Source organism: Burkholderia pseudomultivorans, from assembly GCF_902499075.1.
Taxonomy (GTDB): domain Bacteria; phylum Pseudomonadota; class Gammaproteobacteria; order Burkholderiales; family Burkholderiaceae; genus Burkholderia; species Burkholderia pseudomultivorans.
This window is the reverse complement of sequence record NZ_CABVPP010000012.1, coordinates 1-19,650: the sequence shown is the minus strand read 5'-3', so window position 1 is coordinate 19,650 and position 19,650 is coordinate 1. Positions and strand designations below refer to the sequence as shown.

Sequence of the window (19,650 nt, the reverse complement as noted above, 5' to 3'; positions counted from 1 at the left end):
CCCGGTCGCCGCGTCAGCGCAGCACGCGGGCGAGCGCGTCTGCGAGATCGCGCGACTTCAGCGGCTTGCGCAGCACCATGCTCACACCGAGCGCGCGGGCTTCACGTTCAAGCGAGGCCGTGCTGAAGCCGCTGCACATGATCACCGGCAAATCCGCGCGCCGGCCCGCGATGCGGGCCGCGAGCTGGAGGCCGGTCAAATTCGGCATCGTATGGTCGGTCACGACGACATCGAAGCGGGCCGGATCGGCGTTCACGGCATCCCATGCGGCCTCGCTCGATGAGAATCCGACCGGCTCGTACCCGAGATCGGCCAGTACGTCTTCCGCGAGACGCACGAGTGTTTCTTCGTCGTCGATCACCAGCACGACCTGCCCGTTCCCGCGAGGCGGCGGGACCCCGTCGGCACGCGGCGCCGGGCGCGCGTCCGCGGCGGGCAGAAAGACGTCGAAACGCGCCCCTTTCCCCGGCGCGGAGTGCACGTCGACTGCGCCGCCGTGTTCGCGGACGATGCCGTCGACGAGCGACAGGCCGAGGCCGGTCCCCTCGCCGGCGGGGCGTGTCGTGAAAAACGGGTTGAAGATGCGTTCCAGTATCTCGGCCGGAATGCCGCAACCGTCGTCCGCGACGGTGAGCCGCAGGAAACGGGCGGCGCGCAGCGCGCCGTGCGACAGCGAGCGCGGTGTGTCGACGCTGACGACGTCGAGTCCGATATGCAGCGTGCCGCCGGCACGCATCGCGTGGATCGCATTGCCGCAAAGGTTCATCACGACCTGGTGCAGATGCGTGGCGTCGCCCAGCACGTAAGCATCGCGGGCGCTGATGCGTACGTCGAGCGCGACATGCGGCGGCAGCGTGGCGCGCACGAGTTCCACCGTTTCGTCGACGACCGCGCCGACGTCTACCGGCTCCCTCGCCGTCGGGCCGCTGCGGCTGAATGTCAGGATGCGCTCGACCAGCAGCCGTGCCCGTTCCCCGGCTTTCAGCACCTGCTCGATGTCGCGGTGCGCGGGCGCGTCGGGTGCGACGCCGGCGAGCGCGCGATCGCCGAATCCGAGAATCGCGGCGAGGATGTTGTTGAAGTCGTGCGCGACGCCGCCGGCGAACGTGCCAAGCGCTTCGAGCTTCTGCGACTGGCGCAGTTGCCGTTCCAGGCCGTGTCGCGCTTCTTCGTCGGCCAGGCGCTGCGTGATGTCCTCGACGGTGGCGATGATCAGGTCTTCCGCGTCCGTATCGGACGGCTGATGTGCCGAAAACACACGCGCGACGCTCATGTCGGTCCACACCACGCGGCCGTCGCGGTGCACGTAGCGCTTTTGGAATCTGACGCGGTCCTGGCCGCGCACCAACTGGTCGATGTGCGCCTGCGTGAGGGCCCGATCATCGGGGTGCGTGATGTCCGATGCGCGTCGCTCGGAAAGTTCGCGATCGCTGTAGCCGACCATCTGCTGAAACGCGGGGTTCGCCATCAGGTAGCGGTCGTGCGCACGCAACACCAGGATTCCGACCGGCGCGTTCTCGAACACCGCGCGCCAGCGCTGTTCGCTCGCGCGCATTGCCCGGTTCGCGTGTTCGAGACGCCGCATGTACGCGATCAGCACATACATCAGCAGAATCACGCACAGGCTCACGGCGCCGACGCGGAACGTCGTGTCGTGCGCAAAGGCGACCATAACGAGGAGCACGGCCAGACACGCAGCCAGCATCATGGCCCGGTAGCGTCTCGCGCGCCACAGCGTTCGGTGATAGGGCGAGTTGTTCGGCATCGACGTTCAGTCCTGCTGCGGCAGTCTGGCAACACGCGCGGATGCCGCTCGAGCCGCGCGGCTTGCGCGCTGCGTCGGCAATCGCGTCGCGCTACTTGCGTCGCGGGCCGTGCGCGCACGCGGCAGGTGCCCGCTCACACCGGCGTTCCGTTCGTCCATCCGCCCGCCGCGCTCAACCGGGTGACCGGCACGTCGAGCACGTAGCCCGCGCCGCGCACGGTACGAATGAAGACCGGATGCGACGGGTCAGGCTCGATCTTGCGGCGCAAGCGCAGGATCTGGACGTCGATCGAACGGTCGTACACGTCGTCGTACAGCCGGCTGGATTCGAGCAGCTGGTCGCGGGACAGCACGCGCCCGGGCGCCGCCAGAAATGCATTGAGCAGACAGAATTCGCCGTTGGTAAGCTCGACCGGCGTGCCCGCCGGATCGGTGAGCCGCCGCGTGCCAACGTTCAGTTCCCAACCGCTGAACCGGTATGCGCGTGCGTCCTTGGCACGCCCGGTGGCGGGGGCCGTCGCCCCGGCCCGTCTGAGCAAGGCGCGGACGCGCGCAAGCAGTTCGCGATTGCTGAACGGCTTGGTCAGGTAGTCGTCGGCGCCGAGCTCCAGCGCCATCACGCGGTCGGCTTCGTCGCGTTTTCCCGAGACGATGAAGATCGGCAGGTTCGAGCGCGTGCGCAACTCGCGGGCGATCTGGACGCCGTCTTCGCCCGGCATGCGCAGGTCGAGAATCACGAGATCGATTGCAAATGATTCCAGCGCTTGCGCCATATCCTGGCCGCAAGCGGCAACCGTCACGCGGATATCGTTGTCGGACAGATAGCCGGACAACAGTTCGCGGATCGCCGGATCGTCGTCGACCACCAGCACGTGAGGAAGATTGGCGTCCGTCATTGCGCGGATATTCGTCGGGGGAACGGCTTGAATTATAGCCGTCGCGCATCTCCGGACGGCACTTCCGGCGCCGCGTCCTGCACCGGCTCGCCGCGCAGTGCGTGCTGCGCACCGGCACGCAGCAACGCAACGCCGAGCAACGCCGCCCACGTCGCCGGCGACGGCGTGCGCTCCGCGAAATCCGCTGCACCGCTTGCCGCGGCCGGCGGCGCCGGCTCCGCGTGCAGTGTGTCGACCATCTCTCGTGTCGCCGCATCGCGCAGCGCGTGCAGGTGCACCTCGACCCACAGCGGGAAGCACTCCCATTCGGCGGCGATCTGCGCGGCATCGGCGGCGCGGAAACGCCAATCGTCCATCGCGCATGGCCGCATCCAGGCCAGCAACTGCGGGCGGTCGCGGCGCAGGATTTCAACCAGCAACTCGCGCTTATGCTTGAAGTTCGCATAGAACGCGCCGCGTGTGTAACCTGCACGCTCGACGATATGCTCGACGGTCGTATCTGCGAAGCCTTGCGCGACGAAGCAATGGCGCGCGGCAGCGACGAGACGTTCGCGCGTGCCGAGCCGGCGTTGGGCACGGGTAAGGCGGGCGGGTTCCATATCGTGTGTATCTCTCATGCGGTGGTAACGACTGGCGCGGCGCACCGCCGCGCCGCGCGAAGCATCGGCTCGACCCCGGCGACTAGAACGAATAGACGAGATCCACGTGCGTGATGAGCGGATTCGTGTGCACGTGCAGTGTCGTCACGTCATGCGTTCCCGCCGCGTTTGTCGCGTCGGTGGTCAGCGTGGTCGACATCGGGATGTACATCGCAGACACGTTGAGGCCGAGGTGCTTGCCCAGCGCGACATTGAAGCCTGCTTCGAATGTCGGATTCCATGACGCACTGAGCGACGACCGGGTCGTGCAGCCCGGGCCGCACGATCCGTCGAGAAACTGTTTATTGGTGATGTGCGTGTCGACGTACCACGTGTAATTCACGCCCAGACCGACGAACGGCCGGAAACGGGCGTCGGCGGCGAGAAAGTGATAGCGCAGCGCGAGCACCGGCGCGAGCGGCTTTGCCTGACCGAGCACGCCGTAGCCGGCGAACGACCGGTCGCCGACCAGGTCGCTGGTGAACGGCGTGCCGGCGAGGAACGCTATGCCGACATGATCGGTGAACTGGTACTCCGCCATGAGGCTGAACGCATTGGACGTCGCCACGTGGCCGCCCGTATCGGGCAGCGCGCGATTCACCGGCGCGCCGGCCACGCTCTGCACGAACAGGTCGCCGGAGCCGCTTTGCGGCATGATGTGCAGCCACCCGGCGCCGAGCGACACGCTGCCTGCCGCCTGTGCGCGCGCGTCGCCGGCGAACGACGCGATGCCGATCCCGACGGCGGTCGCCATGCCAAGTGCGCGGGTCGTACGTTTACCGTTCCACATGTCTCCTCCTGATTGTCCGACGGATAGTTCCCGTGATCGACGGACCGGCCGTTCCCGATACAGGGGAATGGGTCGGTGCGCCATTGCATGTTTCGTCTGAATAATTCGCACAACGATATATATGGTGCGTGCGCGGGCAGCATCGAAACCGATGCACGCCCGCCGGTGAGGCGGGGGCGGCGCCCGCCCGCGTCAGTGCGCCTGCGGCTGGACGTCGACCGTGAACGTGAACGGATAGCGACCGAGCACCGCGTGTGCCGCCGCCTCGAACTGCGCGTCGCGCAGCGTGACCACCACCGTCATGCCGCCCGAGCCGCCGGTCTGGACGTCGACCGATGCGCCGGCCACGCCGTTTTCCGCAAGCGCGACGCTCAGTGCGTCGCCGGTTTCGCGGCGCTTGAGCTCGGGCTTGAAGATCTTGCCGACACCGGTGAGCGGAATCGCGTCGACGATGCGAATCTGCTTTGGCTGCGCGGCGCGCTCGGCGATGTGTTGCCGCGCGAACGCTTCCAGTTCCTGCTCCGATGCCCGTGCGCCGGGTTTCAGCTGGACGTAGGCCATCGGCACTTCGCCCGCGTGTGCGTCGGGGCGGCCGATCGCTGCGGCCAGCTGCACCGCCGGATGCCGATGCAGCGGCTCCTCGATGGTCGCCGGGTCGATGTTGTGGCCGCCGCGGATGATCAGGTCCTTCCTGCGGCCCGTCAGCCAAAAGTAACCGTCGGCATCCTGGCGGCCGAGGTCGCCGGTGTCGAGCCAGCGTCTGCCGTCGCCGAGATCGATCCACAGACGCTCGTTCAGCGCGGCATCGGTATAGCCGGCGAATACGTTCGGCCCGGCGATGACGATCGAGCCTTCCTCGCCGGCCGCGCAGTCGCGCAGGTAGCGTCCCGCGGCGTCGAGTACGACGGCCTTCATTGTCTGGAGCGGCACGCTTGTATGTTTAAGCCTGACCAGTACGGTAAAGTCTGAACGTAGCCAGACTAGACCGTGCAGTTTGTCGCGCGCTTGGGCGTTGGAGCCCGTGACTGAGTACAGAACGCACGGTCGCCGTGCTGGTCTTCCCGAAACCCGAACGGTTACGCGCGCCGGCCCTGCCGAGTGCGCATGTACAAGCATGGGATCCGAAGATCATGTCTGCTCCTTCCTTAGTAACGGTCGGCATTGACGTGGCAAAAGACCATGTCGATGTTTCCGTGCTGGGTGCCCATCTGGACACCCAGCGATTCGATAACGATGCGGAGGGCCATTCGGCCCTGGCCGTCGCCCTGCAGCCGCTGGACGTGGCGTTGGTCGTGATGGAAGCGACCGGCGGCTACGAGGCGGAAATGGCTTGCGCTTTGCAGAGCGCCGGTTTGCCGGTCGCGGTCGTCAATCCTCGACAGGCGCGCGATTTTGCCCGCTCGATGGGGCGTCTGGCCAAGACCGATCGCATCGATGCTCGCATGCTCGCCGAACTGGCTTCGGTCCTGGTGCGTCGCGAAGATCTGTCCCGCTTGCTGCGCCCCGTTCCCGATGAGCGCCAGCAGTGGCTGGCTGCTCTGTTGACCCGCCGTCGCCAGTTGCTCACCATGCTCCTCTCGGAACGACAGCGGCTGCAGATTACGCCGGTCGGTCTGCATCCCAGCCTGTTGGCTATCATTGCTGCCGTTCAGGCTCAGCTCGACGACATCGACGCACAGATGGTCGGACACGTACGCGAGCACTTCAGTGAACTCGACCGCCTGCTGCAATCGACTCACGGCATCGGTCCGGTATCCAGTGCTTGCCTGATCGCAGAACTGCCCGAATTGGGTAAGCTCAGCCGTCGCCAGATTGCGGCTCTCGTCGGCGTCGCGCCTATTGCTTGCGATTCCGGCTCCCGCAATGGCAGACGACGCGTTCAGGGTGGTCGCTTTGAAATCCGTCGCGTGCTTTACATGGCCACCCTTACCGCCACCCGCCACAATCCTGCCATCAAAACCTTCTATCAACGCCTGAAGGCCGCCGGCAAACTGCCCAAGGTCGCGTTGGTTGCCTGCATGCGCAAGCTTCTGACCATACTTAATGCCATGGTCAGATCCAACACGCCTTGGGACGATTCGCTCCATAAGGCTTGACTTGGTAGACGGTTACTCAGTCCGATCGATCCGGCGCGGCGCTCGCCGAGCGGCGGATTGACGCTGCTCACGCAGGTGGCTTCCGTAAGGCCGTAGCCTTCGAGAATGCGGATGCCCGTCTTTTCCTGAAACGCGCGCAATACTTCGACCGGCAGCGGCGCCGCACCGCACAGTCCGTATTCGAGCGAGCCGATCGCATGGTCGCCGACCGGCACGTCGAGCAGCGCTGCGTACAGCGTGGGGACGGCACTGAAGAAGTTGATGCGATGGTGCGCGACGATCTCCCAGAATCGCCCGATGACGCCTTCCCCGCGATAGCCTTGCGGCGTCCCGAGCACGACGTGCGCGCCGCGCGAGAACGGCAGCAGCCCCGTTACCATCGCCGCGTTCACATGAAAGAGGGGCAGCCCGCAGAATATGGTCTTGCCGGGGCCGATGCTGTCGCCGAGAAATCGCGCGGCGCTCCACGCATTCGCCACTTCGTTGCCGTGACTGCGCATCGCGATCTTCGGCAGACCGGTCGTGCCGCCGGTACAGAAGAACGACGACATGTCGCCGGGTGCGAACGTACGGGGCTGCGCGAGCGCCGTGCCCGACTCGCACGCGATCGCCGCGTCGAAGTCGTGAAGCGCGATGCGTGACCGGCCGTGCGCCGCCTCCATAGCCGCGCCGGCGGAACCGGCCGACGCGGGCGCGCCCGAAGCGTTCCCCGGCCCGCCGCGCGCATCCCGCGCCGGATTCACCTGAACGAGATGTGCGAGCGATTCGACGTCGTCGACGATGCTCGACACTTTCTCCCAGAGATCGAACCCCGGACACGGCCCGAGCGTGACCAGCACGGACGCGCGCGATGCGTTCAGCAAGTCGGCGATCGCGCGCGCGTCGAGCAGCGGGTTGATCGCGCACACGATGCCCGCCGCCTGGCCGCCCCAGATCACGAAGTGCGTTTCGGGAAGATTGGGCAGCACGTAGGCGATCACCGAGTCGGCGCGCACGCCGAGCCGCACGAACAGATTCGCGGTGCGGGTGATGTCGCGCAGCAGCTCGCGATAGGTCCAGCGCCGCACGTCGCGGTGCGTGCGCGCGTCGGCGAAGAACGACAATGCCGGGGCGCACGGATCGATGTCGGCGCCCGCGCGGATCATCGCGTAGGTGCTGGCCGGCAGGTCGGGCGGCATGCCGCACGCGTCGATGGCGGCCACATCGTGGCGGGTCGCGATGCCGTTCATGCCGCTTCGTCCATGATCTCGTTGCGCTGCACGCCCAGGTCGATCGTTCCGTCCGGGCTCGCAATCCGGGCCTCGACGATGTCGCCGGCTTTCAGGTATTGCGTGCGTTGCGCCTGCACCTTCATGAACATTTTCCACTTGACCGATTCGGGGAACAGCGCGACGACGCGCTGCTTGGCCGGCGACGGGATGCTGAGCGCGCAACCGGCCGGCGTGCCGGTGGCGAGCAGGTCGCCCGCGCCGAGATCGTGCACGCCCGACAGTTCCGTGAGCGTTTCGGCCGGGCCGTACACGAGATTCGCCGTCGAATCCTGCTGACGGACGGTGCCGTTGACGGACAACGTCAGTTCGAGCGTCTTCAGCTTCGGGAAATCGTGCCGCTCGAGCAGGCACAGATACGGGCCGACCGGCCCGAACGTGCGGAAGCTCTTGCCTTTGTAGAACTGCATTTGCGGGATCTGCACGTCGCGCGCGGAGTAGTCGTTGACGATCGCGATACCCGCGACGTATTCGTGCAGATTGGCGTCGGTCACCGGTTGATGGCGGGTGATGTCGCGCTTGAGCACCAGCCCCAGCTCGATCTCGTAGTCGAGAAAACGCACGTGGCGCGGCTTCACGACGCGCGAATCGGCCGCGACGATGCAGCTCGGCGCTTTCGTGAAGATCATGTTGAACTGCTTCGCGTCCGGGTCCATGCCCGACTCGATCATGTGCCGCCGGTAGTTCGCACCCTGGCAGACGAACTGCTGGTTGGCGGTCACGGGCGGGAGCCACTGCACGTCCGCTTCGGGAATGGTCGGGCCGTCGATCATCGCGAGCCGTTCAACCGGATTCGCGGCGAGGAAGCTCGCGGTGGTGGCGAATTCGCCGGGAATCGGCGTGACGGCGCCGTTGGCGACGACGCCCCATTGGGCGCGGCCGCGGTGCCGGAAGTGCAGGACGTGCAGTGGCATGGTTGTCTCTCGTGAATCGGTAAACGGTGAAATCAGGCGAACAGCTTCGCGAGCGTGACGACCTTGCTCAGCGTCAGATCGGGGCTGCGGCGCAGATTGCGCAACAGTGCCGCGACGCTGGACGGCGTGAACCGCGGCTTCGTGAAGCTGCGCGGCATGACGGGCCCCCATTGCGCCATCGCTTCGCGGCTGACCGGATGGATGCCCGTCGGCTCGTCCGCGGTAAACAGGTCGCCGTCGCAGTAGTGTTCGTGCTTGGCGCCCCACGGATCCTGCCAGTAATCGAAGATCTGGCTGCCGAGAATGTGCCGTCCGATGCCCCATGCGTGGGTCCAGCCGTTGTCGCGCAGCATCCGCTGTCCCATGCCGAGCGCGTCGGCATCGACCACCTCGAATGCACTGTGGCTGTAGGTGGACACGAAGCCCTGCGCGAGCGCGAGCGTGTGATGGTCGGCCGGCGTGTCGCCCCGGTCGAGCCGCATGAACGCCACGGCCGGCGAGCCGTCGGGCAGCACCTGGACATCGCTCGGGATGAAACCGAAATGCCGCGTGTACCACGCGCAGGTGGCTTGAAAATCGGCGACCTCAAGCACGACGTGACCGAGTCTGACGATCTCCGGCGGCGCGGCGGGCGGCCGCTGCGTCTCGTTGATGCGCAGGTGCATGTCGACGGAATTGAACGCGAGCGGCGCGCGATGCGGGAGCGGCGGCACGCGCGTCCGGCCCGTCACCGCATCGACGCGAAAGCCGGCCGGATCGACGAGCCGGACGCGATCGCCGCCGCCGGGCCATTCCGACGGTTCGATGCCGGATGCGCCGGGTACGCCGGTCAGCGCGTGGAGGTCCGACCGGCTTTCGACCTCGAGCCCGAAGCCGACGAACGCCGCCTTGCGCGCGCGGCGAACCACGTAGCAAAACGGCGACGTATCCGTGGCGCGCAACAGCAGCAACTCGGGCTCGCGCAACGCGGTTCGCAGCCCGAAGTCGTTGAGGAAATGCTCGGCGTCGTCGAGGTTCGGGCGCTCGAACATCAAGTAGGCGAGCGTGGCGGCTTTCGTCGTCGGACGCGGGTGACGGGCGGGCTGGGCGGTGGTCAGTTTCATGGCGATGGCGCGTTCAGGTGGGTCGGATGGCGGATACGGCGGCGGACGGCACCGCACGCGGCGCGGTGCCCAGCAGCGACAGGCTGTCGCAAACGATGCGGCTCACGTGCGCCGCCGGTCCGTCGTGGACGACGGTTTTGTCGGGGCGCACGACGGCCACCCAGCCGACGGGCGCCACGCCCGGAAGGAAAGTGCCGTCGATGTCTTCCCAGCAATCGTCGCCGGCGGGATGCAGCCTTTGCCCGCGATGCGCGATCCGCACGATGGTGCCGCCGGCGCGCGCGAGCGCGGCCGCCGCGTCGGGCGCGAGTCCGACGCGCGGGTCGCAGCCGAATCCGATCAGCGTGTAGCCGCTGCCGAGCACGTCGTCGCTGAGCCGGGCCGCGCCGGCGGCGCCCCGCAGCCATCCTTGCGCAAGCAGTGCGCCCCGGGTGAGCCTTGCGCCGGAGCGGCCGCCCACGAACAGTCCGGAGCGGAATGCGTTCTTCGGCTTGATGCGCAACTCGTCGAATTGCGCGCGCAGCGCCGGCACGCACCGCATCGCACGCATCAGTCCGTGCGTCGCGAGCGCAACCGCCGCGTTGCGCGGCATCACCAGGCGCCCCATGAATTTCGCGAGCCGGATCATCGACTTCGCATGCGGCCGGCGCTCCGCGTCATACGTATCGAGGATGCGCGGATCGGCGCGGCCGAGCACGACCCATGCGAGCTTCCAGCCGAGGTTGGCCGCGTCGCGCAGCCCGGCGACGAGCCCCTGGCCGACGAACGGCGGCGTGATGTGCGCGGCATCTCCCGCGAGAAACACGCGGCCCTTGCCGAATGCGTCGACCGTGCGCGCATGGAAGCGGTAGACGGCCTTGCGCTCGATCGCGATGTCGTCGATGTCGCCCCACGGCGCGAGCAGTTCGCGAATGCGTGCATCGGACTCCATCTCGTCGCGGCGCTCGCCGGGACGAAGCATGAATTCCCAGCGTTCGCGCGCGCCGGGCGCGACCATGTGCGGCGTCGGGCGGCGATGATCGCAAATGAACTCGACATGATCGATCGGCCGCGGCACGTGACGCGCATCGACGATGAGCCAGTCTTCGGCGTAGGTCTTGCCGTTGAACTGCTGGCCGATCAACTGGCGTACGAGCGAACTCGCGCCGTCCGCGCCGACGACGTAGCGCGCGCGTATCGAATGCGTGTTCCCGCGCTCGTCGCGCAGCGCGGCGACGACGCCGTCCTGTTCCTCGACGAAGCCCTCGAGTGCCGTGCCGAGCGCGACGTGCACGTTGTCGCGGCCACGCAGTCGCGCGCGCAGGCAGCGCTCCAGGTCGGGCTGGTAAAACGTCACGAGTTTCGGGTGGCCGTCGAGCGTGCCGAGCGTGTCGATCCGGCCGAATTCGCCGAGCGACGGCGAGCGCATCCGGACGTACGGAATCGCGACCGTATCGAAATCGTGCTCGTCGACGCCGGCCATCTGCAGGATGCGCAGCGCGTCGTTGTCGAGTGCGATGGCCCGTGGTGCCATGAAGATGTCGGACGCCTTGTCGATCGCCACGACGTTCACGCCGTGGCCTGCCAGCAGGTTCGCGAGCGCGGCGCCGACCGGCCCGAAGCCGACGATCAGGATGTCGGTCGCCGACGGCAGCCCGCGCGCATCGGATGGCGGCATGTCGCCTGCGGCGTGCGCGCCTGTCGTTTCAAATGTCTCCACCTTGTCTCCATTCGTCTGTCGATCGCGGCCGTGGCACGCGATGGGATGGGTTTGATGACATTAAAATCATAAATGATGACTTTGTCAACGTAGACGTTTGAATCTATACTTCGACGCACCTCAGAACCGGATCCGTCATGTCGAACCCTCCGAAACGGCGCACGCCGAAACGTGCCGCCGCCGAACCCTCCGTTACTGCCGACGTCGCCGCGCCCGTCGCCGAAGAGCGCGAGCCGCGCGGCGCGCGGCGCAAGCGTGAAACCCGCGGGCGCCTGCTCGACGCTGCGCTGAAGCTGATGGCCGAGAGAGGCATGGAAGGCGTGGCCATCAACGAGATCACCGAGGCCGCCGACGTGGGCTTCGGGTCGTTCTACAACCACTTCGAATCGAAGGAAGCGATCTACGAGACGCTCGTGGAGACGGTATTCGGCGAATTCGCCGATTCGCTGGATCGCCTGGCGAACGGTTTGTCCGATCCTGCCGAGGTCGTCGCGGTTGCGGTGCGGCACACGCTGATCCGCGCACGGCGAGAGCCGATGTGGGGCCATTTCCTGATCCGCGAGGGGTTTTCGGCGCGCGTGCTGACGCTTGGCCTCGGCCAGCGGCTGTTGCGCGACATCGAGCGCGGCATCGCCGCGCAGCGCTTCGTGGTGGCCGATCCGTTCATCGGTTTCCTGTCCGTCGGCGGCACGGTGCTGACCGCGATCGCCGCGGAACTCAATTTCGTTGCGCCCGGCGCGCCGGCCGCCGACGTGCTCGCGCAGCTGGGCTTCAGCGGTGAGCACTTTCCCGAACGCACCGCGGCCACGCTGCTGCAGACGCTGGGGCTCAAGCGCGCGGAAGCCGAGAAGATCGCGAGCCGCCCGCTGCCCGTCGTCGAGCCGGCCGACGCGCCGCAGTGATGCGGCCGGGCGGCCGCGATACCGGCCGCCCGTTCCGGTTCGCCGCGTTGCCGCGGCGCCGGCTCAATCGTCGGACGTGTCTGGCGTGCCGCGGCCCGCGGCACGACGCGCGACTGTCGGGTCGGGTCCGCCCGCGCGACAGTCGGCGGGCGCCGCTGCGTGCGTGGCCACCGCGCGAATGCCGGCCGCGATCGCGTGCGCGAGCGCATCGAGCGCGCGGCGATGCGCATCGACGAGCGCATCGTAGCCCGCCGACGCATCGACTCGGACGATGCTGCGGCACGTCAGTGCCCGTTGCGCGGGCGGGGCCGCCGCCGCGGCGCTGACGCTCCAGGCTGCGTCGAGCAGCACGTGCGACGCCGGCCACGATTCGATCCGCTGGACGTCCACGGCGACCCGGTAGACGGGCGTGCCGTCCGGATAGGCAACGCGGTGAACGTCGATCGCACCCAGCCCGGACGCGATGCGCGTCGACAGCCCGTCGCGCATTTCGTCGCCAAGCGGGGCGGCCCAGCGTTCCTGCTCCAGGATGTCGGCCAGGCCGGGGCCGCGCTGCACGACGAGCCGGTTGCCGTCGGCGGGCGCCGCGACGTGCAGGGTCTGGACGTCGATCAGCCATGCGGGATGGGCGGCGCGGTCGCCGCCGGCGCCGGCCGGCGCCGACAGCGTGTGAAAGTGCACGGGCGGCGACGCGCATGCGCTCAGCACGGCAAGCGCGGCGCACGTCGCGATCCGCGCGGTCATGCGAAGGCGGCGAAACAGGCGCGCGTTCATTGCCGGTCTCCCTTCTTGCCGAACAGCAGCGCTTCCGGATGACGCTCCAGATAATCCGCGAGCGCGTTCAACGACTGCAGCGTATGCGTGAGCGACTGCATCGCTTCGTGCACGTCGGATTGCATCGGCGAATTCTGCCGCAGCGTGGACTCGGCCGCGTCGAACGTGCGTTGTGCGGCCGCCAGCGTGTCGTGCGCCTGCGGCACGACCTGCTGGTCGAGATGGCCGAACAATTCGTTCGCATGCGCGAGCGCGCCGTTCAGGTTGTTGCCGATACGGTCGAACGGCACCTGGTCGAGCTTGCGCGCGATGTCGGCGATCTGCACCTGCAGTTCGTCGAGCGTGTTCGGCACGGTCGGCAGCTCCACCGGCGTGCGGTGCACGTCGACGCTCGCACGCGGCGCTTTCGGGAACATGTCGAGTGCGACATAGAGCTGGCCGGTCAGCAGGCTGCCGGTGCGCAACTGCCCGCGCAGCCCCTGTACCACCAGGTGCTCGAGCAGTTCATGGCCGCCGGCCGTGTCCGGTGCAGGGAGCGCCGTGTCGCTGTGCCGGCTCAGTCGCGACGGATACAGCGCCATCGTGACCTTCATGCTGAAGTTGCGCGTGCGTTCGTTGTACTCGATGCCGATGTTGGTGACCTGGCCGAGTGCGATGCCGCGCAGGTCGACCGGCGCGCCGACGGACAACCCGCGCAGCGACTGGTCGAAGCGCATCACGACCATCAGCGGTGTGCCGTCCGGATCGCGCATCGCGTCGGCTTCGTCCGGCGCGAGCCGGAACGATGCGTTGTCGGCGGCTTGCGGCGCGTCCGGCTGGCCAGGCGGAGACTGGAATGCGAGCCCGCCGACGACGACCGTCGCGAGTGATTGCGTGTTCAGTTTCAGGCCGTTCGAGTCGAGCCGCAGGTCCACGCCGCTTGCGTGCCACCAGCGCGTGTTGTTGTCGACGTATTTGTCGTAAGGGGCATTCACGAACACCTGCACGTCGACGCCTGTACCTTTTTCGTCGAGCGAGAAGCCGACCACCTGACCGACCTGCAGATGCCGGTAGAACACCGGCGAGCCGATGTCGATCGAGCCGAGCGAGTCGCCGTGCAGCCGATAGCGCCGGCCCTGCTGGTCCGCGGTGACGGCGGGCGGCGTTTCGAGGCCGGTGAACGCGGTTTCCTTCTGCGGGGAGCGGCCGAGGTCCGCGCCGATGTACGCGCCGGAGAGCAGCGTGCCGAGCCCGGAAATTCCGGTCGCGCCGATGCGCGGCCGGACGACCCAGAAGCGCGTGCCGCGGTTCGCGAAGCGCGCGGCATCGCGGGTCAGTTGAATCGCGACGACCACGCGCTTGAAGTCGGGGGTGAGCGTGATGCTCTGGACGGAGCCGATATCGACGTCCTTGAAGCGGACTTTGGTCTTGCCGGCTTCGAGACCTTCGGCGTTGGCGAACGTGACGGTGATCGTCGGGCCGGTCGCGGCGACGGTCCGGATCACGAGCGACAGCCCGATCAGCGCGCATACGAGCGGCACGATCCAGACGAGCGATGGAATCCAGCGGCTGCGCGGCCGGATCTCGGGTTGAGGTAAATCGAACGGATGCATCGTTTTGGAATTCGAAAGAAATCGGCGGGCTGACGCCCGTTCACGAGGTTCGACGCGCGGCCGTCGGGCCACACGCGCCGTCCCAGATCAGCCGCGGATCGAACTGCATCGACGCGCACATGGTGAGCACGACCACGGCGCCGAACGCGAGCGCGCCGGGGCCGGGCGTGATGTCGGCGAACGTGCCGAAATGCACGAGCGCAATCGTCAGCGCGACGACGAACACGTCGAGCATCGACCAGCGGCCCACGCACTCGACGAGCCTGTGGAGTCGTGCGCGTTCGCGCGGGCGCCATCGCGCGCCGCGATGCGCGGCCGTCGCCTGCAACGCGAGGATCGCGAGCTTGAGCATCGGCACGAGCACGCTGGCGACGAACACGACGACGGCGAGCGCCCAGTCGCCCGACGTCCAGAAGTACGCGACACCGCCGAGGATCGTGTCGTCCTCGGCCCGGCCGAGCGACGTCGCGCGCATGACGGGCAGCAGGTTCGCCGGGATGTAGAGCAGGGCGGCGGCGGCGGCAAGCGCGGCGGTGCGCGCGACGCTGCGCGGGCGCCGCGCGTGCAGCGGCGACCCGCAGCGCGTGCAGCGCTGGCCGTGCGCGTGCGCGGGCTGCACGCGCGCGCAGTGATGACATGCGATCAATCCCGCGGCGTGGGCCGTGAGGCCACTCGAGCCGCTGCCGCCGCCGGTAGCCGGAAGTGCGTCGGGTACCGTGATGCCGCCTGCGGACGGCACCGGATCGTCGGCGTCGGACGGCCGCAGCGCGACGAGTTCGTCGCGCGCATTCCACAGGCCGGCCGGCTCGATCGACGACAGGAACGCGAGCATTCCGGCGAGGCCGGCGAACGCGAACAGCGCGGGCCCGGCGATCACGTGCGCCACGCTCGTCATCTTCACCATCGTGACGAGCACGCCGAGCATCAGCACTTCCACCATGCTCCACGGCCGCAATCGCTGAACGGCATGCAGGACCGGCGCGAAGCGCCGCGGCACGCGCGCTGCGCGCAACGGCGCGAGCAGGTACAGCCACGCGGCCAGCTCCAGCAGCGGAAACAGCATCGTCGTGCCGAACACGAGCACCGCCACGACCGGCTGGCCGTTCGACCACAGCGCGCGCACGGCGTCGGCCAGCGTCGCGTGCGAGACGACGCCGGCCGCGTCGAGCGCGACGATCGGGAAGATTTGCGCGACGCAGTACATGAGCAGCGCGGCAAGCGCCAGCGCGCACATCCGGTCGAGCGTCTTGGGGCCGGGCGCCGCGCCGCTCACGCGCGCGCCGCATCGGGGGCAGTGTGGGACCAGCGCCCGCAGGCGCGGCGGACGCTGGAGCAGCAGATCGCATTCGTGGCATGCGATCACGTTGTCGGGTTTCATCGGGAATCCATCAGGCGGCGTAACGGAAGCGCGACGCGCGACACGCGACACGTCGCGCGTCGGGCTTCGGAACCATGAATTCGCCCGGCGTGGCGCGACAGGCGCGCGACCGGGCGCGTCGGGATAGGCGCCGGCTATTGCCGCGCCGCGATCGTCGCGTGGGCGTCGGGCGGCAGTTCGCCCATCGCCTGCAGTAGCGCGGCCGTATCCGTCATCCGGCGGCTCGCGGCACGCACCGCGTCCAGTTCCGCGCTCAGATAGCGTTGCTCGCTCGCCTGTTGCGCGGACATGGGCACCGCGCCCAGCGCGCGGCGTTGCGCCGTTTCGTCGAAAGCCGCGCCCGCGGCACGTGCCGCGAGTTCGTTCGCCTCCAGCGCTTGCGCGTCGTTGTCCAGCGCCGCGAGCGAATCGGCGACGTCCCCGAACGCGGACAGCACCGCCGCCTTGTACTGCAGCACGGCCGCGTCGTACAGGTCGCGCGACGCGCGCCGGTGAGCCAGCAGCGCGCCACCGTGGAACAGCGGCTGCGACAGCCCGGCGCCGACCGCCCACAGCCCGCCCGCACCCGACAGCAGCGCGGGCCAACTGAAGCCGCCGCGCCCCATCGACGCGGTGAGCGACAGGCTCGGGAACATCTGCGCGGTCGCCTCGCCGACGTCCGCCGCCGCGGCCCGCACGGCGGCCTCGGCCGCGCGGATGTCGGGGCGCGCTTTCAGCAGGTCGGAAGGCACGGCCACCGGCACGTGTTCCGGCAGCGACAGCTCGGTGAAAGCCGGGATCGGCGGCGGCGCGTCCGGCGTGCGGCCGAGCAGGATCGCCAGCGCGTGGACCGTGCTCGCGCGTTGCTGGCGCAGCGCCGGCAGCGTCGCCGCGAGCGACGCTGCGCCTTGCGTCGACGCCAGCGCCTGCGCGTGGGACATCGCGCCGAGCGCGTAGCGCTGCTGGTCCTCGGCCGCGGATGCTTGCGCGACCGCCACCAGACGCTCGGTCAGCAGGATCTGGCGATCGAGCGCCGCCGCGCCGATCGCGGTGCCGACGATGTTGGCGGCCAGCGCACGCCGCGCCGCTTCGAGCTCGCAACCGCGCACGTCGACGCGCGCGGCGCTGGCCGCACTCGCATAGCGCGTCGCGCCGAACAGGTCGAACGTGTAGTGCGCCTGCAGCTGTCCGACGAATACGTTGTAACGCAGGCTTTGCGCCCCGGCGCCGGAGATGTCCGGGGTGCGCGTGCGCGCAACCTGCGCGTTCGCGTCGAGCGACGGCAGCGTCGACGCGCCGATCTGCGCGCGCAGTTCCTGCTGTGCGGCGGCGAGCGTTTTCTCCGTCGCGGCCAGTGTCGGATTCGCGCGCAGGCCTTCGTCGACCAGCGCGTCGAGCGCGCTGGAGCGATACAGGCGCCACCATTGCGGAACGGGCGCGGCGCCGACGTCGAATTGCTGCGCGACACCTTGCGCAGCCACCGTCTGCCGCACCTGCGGCTCTGCGCCGTAATGCGCGGGCGACGGCATGGCGGGCGGCGTGCTGCTCGGGGCCAGCGCGCAGCCGCTCAGGCCCAGCGCGGCAGTCGCGGCCAGCGCCGTAGTGATACGAGAGAGTTTCATCAGCATGTCTCCGTGGACGCGATGTCCGTTGCGCGCGACTCGCGTTCGTCGGCGCGCACCTTGAAGCAGGTCGCATAGAGCGCCGGCAGGAAGAAGATGGTCAGCACCGTCGCGATCGTGATGCCGCCCATCAGCGCGGTTGCCATCGGGCCGAAGAAGCCGGAGCGCAACAGCGGAATCAGCGCGAGCACGGCGGCCGCGGCGGTCAGCATGATCGGCCGGAAGCGGCGCACCGTCGCGCCGACGATCGCGGTGAAGCGGGGCTGGCCGGCCGCGATGTCCTGGTCGATCTGGTCGACCAGGATCACCGAATTGCGCATGATGATCCCGAACATCGCGATTACGCCGAGCAGCGCGACGAAGCCGAACGGCTTGCCGAACAGGGGTACCCTTGATTTCCACGCATTTTTCCGGTTAGCCGCCTTTAAGCCCAGCAAGGCTTAGCCTTGCGGCCCCAAATAAATATCCATATAAATCAAGGCGATACTGTCTACCTCTTGCTTGAGGGGGCGCTGGTCCTTGTCGGCAGGTTGTGTCGGCCCGAAATTCCATCACCGCCAGCTTGCAAGCAGCCCCGAAAGGCCTCCTTGTTAGGCTCGCTGACTGGACGATGCGATGGCGTTGTCGGCCGCGGTACTCGGCAAGATCCGCTTCGCATAGAGCGCCACTGGGAAATTGAAGGTGCCGCGCAAGTTGATACCTTCCATATGAGTAGGAGCGATTCGCCGCAGCTGGTCTGCTTCGATCGGTTGATGTCGACCAGCTTCGATATTTTCGAGGGCTCGTTGCATATGGGTGGTGTTCCATGCCATCAAGATGTTCGAAAGCAGGGTCAATGCTGATGACACCGCGGCAAGCGATTCTTGGCGCCGCGCAAGCTCCACTGGAATGCGACCGATATGGATTGCGCGATGCACGGTATGCACTGCCTCCCCTCGATTCAGCGCGTGTTGCAATTCTGACCGGAATGCAGCATTGGTGAAGTAGTCGATCAAAAAGATGCTTCTGAACAAGCGGCCGATTTGAACGCCGCCATCGTACACAGCCTGCCCTCGGGCAGCCGAGCCGAACCTGGCAATCGCCTCGACAGCTGTACATTGGCCAGAGCGGATAGACGCCGCGACCCTCACGAACTCGTCCCACACATCAACGATGAGCCCAAGGCGGACGTCTCGATCTGTGATTCCCGCAAGTCGCGCCGGTATCGCTTGGCCGCGTGGCACGTGGAGGCGGCGATCGCGGAGGTGTGACAGGCGAGGGCACAGATCGAAGCCAAGCGCCCGGGAAATGCCCATTGCGAAGTCGGTATAGCCATGGGTGTCGACTGCAAGCTGTGCGATGTCCTTCGTCGCGCTTTGCCGGACGACGCCCTCAATTGCTGCGCCGGCCTGCCGTTCGTTCAGGATGATAGGCTGGTCATAGAAAATGCCCCAACGATCCAGCACATGTGTGTACATCCCGATGGATGCAGTCCGGCGACGTGGATCCGCACGCGCTCGCCAAATCGTCCGGGTTGTCTCCAGCGACATCATGTCGGACGATGCTAGATCGGCTCGCCCCCAGTGGGCGGCGATCGGGTGTTCGTGCATGAATTCAAGGATGGCGTCGGCCGCTGTACGCAGCATTCGTTCGTCCGCGAGACGCTTCATCATTTGGCGAATCGCCTCAGTTGACACTTCCGGGACCATCCGAGAAATATCAGCAGCCGTCAGCGATGTGCCGTGAGCCAGGATCGCCGAATACACCATCAGTAACTCGGTGCGCGACCGCGGCTCGCGTCCAAGCAAGGTCCAACTGAAGCGTGTCGCACTATCGATCTCGAGGATGATCTCGGGAAATTGGCCTGGCGGATGAGCTTCGAAGATCTGACGGCGAAGTTGATCGGCTTGTGCGTCTGGATCCTGCGCAGCCATCGGGTCGAGGTGGACAGCAGTATCAACACGGATCGAACCATTGACCACGGCATCATCAAGTAGTGCGAGGCGCTGTTCGAGCTGTTCAAGGATCGGTTCGAGAAATTCGTTCGGGTCCTGCGGTAGGCCGAGGTGTCCGTAGTGATGGTTACGCTTTGCCAGCCACTGCTCGGTCGAGATCAGCATATGTGACTGGCTTCGGAACGAGAAGCTGTGGTTGATGAAAACCGAGCCGTTGCGCAAAGCGACACGGAGCGCAAAGAGGGTGGCCCACTCGAAGGCAACCATGGCCCGAAGCCGATCGTAGCCATCAATCGCCTC

Annotated in this window: 14 protein-coding genes and 3 pseudogenes; 2 read left to right on the top strand and 15 right to left on the bottom strand. The window is 67.4% G+C overall.

The window, feature by feature from the left end; genetic code table 11:
- Positions 1–13 precede the first annotated feature (13 nt).
- From BST28156_RS11080 to BST28156_RS11060, 5 genes and pseudogenes are all read right to left on the bottom strand, one after another.
- On the bottom strand, positions 14–1,765 hold the full coding sequence (locus BST28156_RS11080) for an ATP-binding protein (RefSeq protein ID WP_012218174.1): 1,752 nt from the start codon (positions 1,763–1,765) through the stop codon (positions 14–16).
- Positions 1,766–1,899: 134 nt separating this feature from the next.
- On the bottom strand, positions 1,900–2,661 hold the full coding sequence (locus BST28156_RS11075; protein ID WP_012218173.1) for a response regulator: 762 nt from the start codon (positions 2,659–2,661) through the stop codon (positions 1,900–1,902).
- A 32-nt stretch (positions 2,662–2,693) separates the two neighbouring features.
- Positions 2,694–3,260 (bottom strand): helix-turn-helix domain-containing protein, encoded by a 567-nt coding sequence (locus BST28156_RS11070; protein ID WP_012218172.1) that lies wholly within the window; start codon positions 3,258–3,260, stop codon positions 2,694–2,696.
- Between the two features lie 82 nt (positions 3,261–3,342).
- Complete coding sequence (locus BST28156_RS11065) at positions 3,343–4,089, bottom strand: OmpW/AlkL family protein (RefSeq protein ID WP_012218171.1); 747 nt, start codon at positions 4,087–4,089, stop codon at positions 3,343–3,345.
- Positions 4,090–4,281: 192 nt separating this feature from the next.
- Positions 4,282–5,019, bottom strand: a pseudogene (locus tag BST28156_RS11060) (AMP-binding enzyme); the annotation flags it as partial.
- A 200-nt stretch (positions 5,020–5,219) separates the two neighbouring features.
- On the opposite strand from BST28156_RS11060, the gene BST28156_RS11055 reads away from it, so the two are divergent.
- Positions 5,220–6,185 carry an IS110 family transposase gene (locus BST28156_RS11055; protein WP_012218169.1) on the top strand — a complete coding sequence of 322 codons (966 nt, stop codon included), beginning with the start codon at positions 5,220–5,222 and terminating at the stop codon, positions 6,183–6,185.
- On the opposite strand, the pseudogene BST28156_RS11050 reads toward BST28156_RS11055, so the two are convergent.
- The 4 genes and pseudogenes from BST28156_RS11050 to BST28156_RS11035 form a co-directional block, all read right to left on the bottom strand.
- A pseudogene (locus BST28156_RS11050) lies at positions 6,176–7,414 on the bottom strand (AMP-binding protein); the annotation flags it as partial. The gene BST28156_RS11055 and the pseudogene BST28156_RS11050 sit on opposite strands and share 10 nt — an antisense overlap.
- The gene (locus BST28156_RS11045; RefSeq protein ID WP_012218167.1) at positions 7,411–8,367 is read right to left on the bottom strand and encodes a fumarylacetoacetate hydrolase family protein; all 957 of its coding nucleotides are present in this window, start codon (positions 8,365–8,367) and stop codon (positions 7,411–7,413) included. The gene BST28156_RS11045 and the pseudogene BST28156_RS11050, both read right to left, overlap by 4 nt.
- 32 nt (positions 8,368–8,399) lie before the next feature.
- Positions 8,400–9,470 carry a VOC family protein gene (locus tag BST28156_RS11040; RefSeq protein ID WP_012218166.1) on the bottom strand — a complete coding sequence of 357 codons (1,071 nt, stop codon included), beginning with the start codon at positions 9,468–9,470 and terminating at the stop codon, positions 8,400–8,402.
- 13 nt (positions 9,471–9,483) lie between these two features.
- Positions 9,484–11,127 (bottom strand): bifunctional 3-(3-hydroxy-phenyl)propionate/3-hydroxycinnamic acid hydroxylase, encoded by a 1,644-nt coding sequence (locus tag BST28156_RS11035; protein ID WP_012218165.1) that lies wholly within the window; start codon positions 11,125–11,127, stop codon positions 9,484–9,486.
- Positions 11,128–11,306: 179 nt separating this feature from the next.
- On the opposite strand from BST28156_RS11035, the gene BST28156_RS11030 reads away from it, so the two are divergent.
- Positions 11,307–12,071 carry a TetR/AcrR family transcriptional regulator gene (locus tag BST28156_RS11030; protein WP_012218164.1) on the top strand — a complete coding sequence of 255 codons (765 nt, stop codon included), beginning with the start codon at positions 11,307–11,309 and terminating at the stop codon, positions 12,069–12,071.
- Positions 12,072–12,134: 63 nt separating this feature from the next.
- Here BST28156_RS11030 and BST28156_RS11025 read toward each other — a convergent pair whose 3' ends face one another.
- The 6 genes and pseudogenes from BST28156_RS11025 to BST28156_RS11000 all read right to left on the bottom strand — a co-directional run.
- The gene (locus BST28156_RS11025) at positions 12,135–12,845 is read right to left on the bottom strand and encodes a PqiC family protein (protein ID WP_012218163.1); all 711 of its coding nucleotides are present in this window, start codon (positions 12,843–12,845) and stop codon (positions 12,135–12,137) included.
- Complete coding sequence (locus BST28156_RS11020; protein ID WP_012218162.1) at positions 12,842–14,437, bottom strand: PqiB family protein; 1,596 nt, start codon at positions 14,435–14,437, stop codon at positions 12,842–12,844. Before BST28156_RS11020 ends, BST28156_RS11025 begins: the two co-directional genes overlap by 4 nt.
- Before the next feature lie 40 nt (positions 14,438–14,477).
- The gene (locus BST28156_RS11015; RefSeq protein ID WP_012464884.1) at positions 14,478–15,815 is read right to left on the bottom strand and encodes a paraquat-inducible protein A; all 1,338 of its coding nucleotides are present in this window, start codon (positions 15,813–15,815) and stop codon (positions 14,478–14,480) included.
- A 134-nt stretch (positions 15,816–15,949) separates the two neighbouring features.
- On the bottom strand, positions 15,950–17,416 hold the full coding sequence (locus tag BST28156_RS11010; RefSeq protein WP_012218160.1) for an efflux transporter outer membrane subunit: 1,467 nt from the start codon (positions 17,414–17,416) through the stop codon (positions 15,950–15,952).
- Positions 17,416–17,799: pseudogene (locus tag BST28156_RS11005) on the bottom strand (efflux RND transporter permease subunit); the annotation flags it as partial. The pseudogene BST28156_RS11005 and the gene BST28156_RS11010, both read right to left, overlap by 1 nt.
- A gap of 207 nt (positions 17,800–18,006) precedes the next feature.
- The coding region (locus BST28156_RS11000; protein ID WP_174902223.1) for a Tn3 family transposase at positions 18,007–19,650 on the bottom strand (1,644 nt) is incomplete at its 5' end.

Coding starts and splice junctions, on each gene's coding strand:
- BST28156_RS11080 (WP_012218174.1), bottom strand. CDS start 1,765: ATGCCGAACAACTCGCCCTATCACCGAACGCTGTGGCGCGCGAGACGC.
- BST28156_RS11075 (WP_012218173.1), bottom strand. CDS start 2,661: ATGACGGACGCCAATCTTCCTCACGTGCTGGTGGTCGACGACGATCCG.
- BST28156_RS11070 (WP_012218172.1), bottom strand. CDS start 3,260: ATGGAACCCGCCCGCCTTACCCGTGCCCAACGCCGGCTCGGCACGCGC.
- BST28156_RS11065 (WP_012218171.1), bottom strand. CDS start 4,089: ATGTGGAACGGTAAACGTACGACCCGCGCACTTGGCATGGCGACCGCC.
- BST28156_RS11055 (WP_012218169.1), top strand. CDS start 5,220: ATGTCTGCTCCTTCCTTAGTAACGGTCGGCATTGACGTGGCAAAAGAC.
- BST28156_RS11045 (WP_012218167.1), bottom strand. CDS start 8,367: ATGCCACTGCACGTCCTGCACTTCCGGCACCGCGGCCGCGCCCAATGG.
- BST28156_RS11040 (WP_012218166.1), bottom strand. CDS start 9,470: ATGAAACTGACCACCGCCCAGCCCGCCCGTCACCCGCGTCCGACGACG.
- BST28156_RS11035 (WP_012218165.1), bottom strand. CDS start 11,127: ATGCCGCCATCCGATGCGCGCGGGCTGCCGTCGGCGACCGACATCCTG.
- BST28156_RS11030 (WP_012218164.1), top strand. CDS start 11,307: ATGTCGAACCCTCCGAAACGGCGCACGCCGAAACGTGCCGCCGCCGAA.
- BST28156_RS11025 (WP_012218163.1), bottom strand. CDS start 12,845: ATGAACGCGCGCCTGTTTCGCCGCCTTCGCATGACCGCGCGGATCGCG.
- BST28156_RS11020 (WP_012218162.1), bottom strand. CDS start 14,437: ATGCATCCGTTCGATTTACCTCAACCCGAGATCCGGCCGCGCAGCCGC.
- BST28156_RS11015 (WP_012464884.1), bottom strand. CDS start 15,815: ATGAAACCCGACAACGTGATCGCATGCCACGAATGCGATCTGCTGCTC.
- BST28156_RS11010 (WP_012218160.1), bottom strand. CDS start 17,416: ATGAAACTCTCTCGTATCACTACGGCGCTGGCCGCGACTGCCGCGCTG.